Consider the following 1,123-nt stretch of genomic DNA (forward strand, 5'->3'; position numbering starts at 1 on the left):
TCTTCGGGCAGGAGGCGGGCTGCGGGAGGAGAGGCGGCGGAGGGGCGGGTCAGGAGTCCTCGATGGGCCGGAAGAGGCCCTCCTGCATCACCGAGACGACCAGGCGTCCCTGCTGGTCGAAGATCTGTCCCCGGGCGAGGCCGCGGGCGCCGGTGGCGACGGGCGACTCCTGCTGGTAGAGCAGCCACTCGTCGGCGCGAAACGGCCGGTGGAACCACATCGCGTGGTCCAGCGAGGCCATGTCGAAGTGACGGGTGCCCCACAGCGGCTCCACCGGGACGCGGACCGTGTCGAGGAGGGTCATGTCGCTGGCGTACGTCAGCGCGCAGACCTGGATCAGCGGGTCGTCGGGCAGCTTGCCGTTGGTGCGCAACCAGACGCTGCTGCGGGGCTCGACGCCGACGAGTTCCTCCTTGGTCCAGCGCAGTCGCTCCACATAGCGGATGTCGAACGGCTGGCGGCGGCTGATGAAGGGCGGCCGCTCGCCGATTCTGGCGGTGACCTCCTCCAGGGCGCTGGGAAGCTCCTCGGGGCCCGGTACCTCGGGCATCGGGATCTGGTGCTCGAACGCGGCCGGCTCCGGGCGGTGGAAGTTCGCGGTGAGGGCGAAGATGGAGCGGCCCTGCTGGATGCCCAGGACGCGGCGGGTGGTGAAGGAGCGGCCGTCCCGGGTACGGTCGACCTGGTAGACGATCGGCACACCGGGGATGCCGGGGCGCAGGAAGTAGGCGTGCAGGGAGTGGACAGGGCGGTCGTCGTCCACGGTGCGCCCGGCGGCCACCAGTGCCTGACCGGCGACCTGGCCCCCGAAGGTGCGCTGCAGCGCCTCCTCCGGGCTGCGGCCGCGGAAGATGTTGAGCTCGATCTGTTCCAGATCGAGCAGGTCGACGAGGTGGTCGACGGGACTGCCCATGGTGCTTTCGTCCTCTCCCGCGGCGGCGGTGCTGTACGGGTCCGGGTTCTCTGAAGCCGCCTCTCCGCAGTGGTCAAGCCTCTCGGTGACCGGCGCATTCCCTGCGACGGGGACGGCGGGCGGCCGCGGGCTGGGGGCCGGGACGGCCGGGCGGGGGCCCGGCGACGGGGATGGCCTGGCCCTGGGGTGCGTGCGGCGTGCGGGACGGGG

The 1,123-nt window shown here is 72.1% G+C and carries 1 protein-coding gene; it reads right to left on the bottom strand.

The genetic code is table 11. The features are described from left to right. Positions 1-49: 49 nt before the first annotated feature. A complete protein-coding gene (locus tag AOK09_RS36765) occupies positions 50-913 on the bottom strand; it encodes an acyl-CoA thioesterase (protein WP_055591494.1) in 864 nt (287 codons plus the stop codon). Positions 914-1,123 lie beyond the last annotated feature (210 nt).

The organism is Peterkaempfera griseoplana (assembly GCF_001418575.1).
Taxonomy (GTDB): Bacteria; Actinomycetota; Actinomycetes; order Streptomycetales; family Streptomycetaceae; genus Peterkaempfera; species Peterkaempfera griseoplana.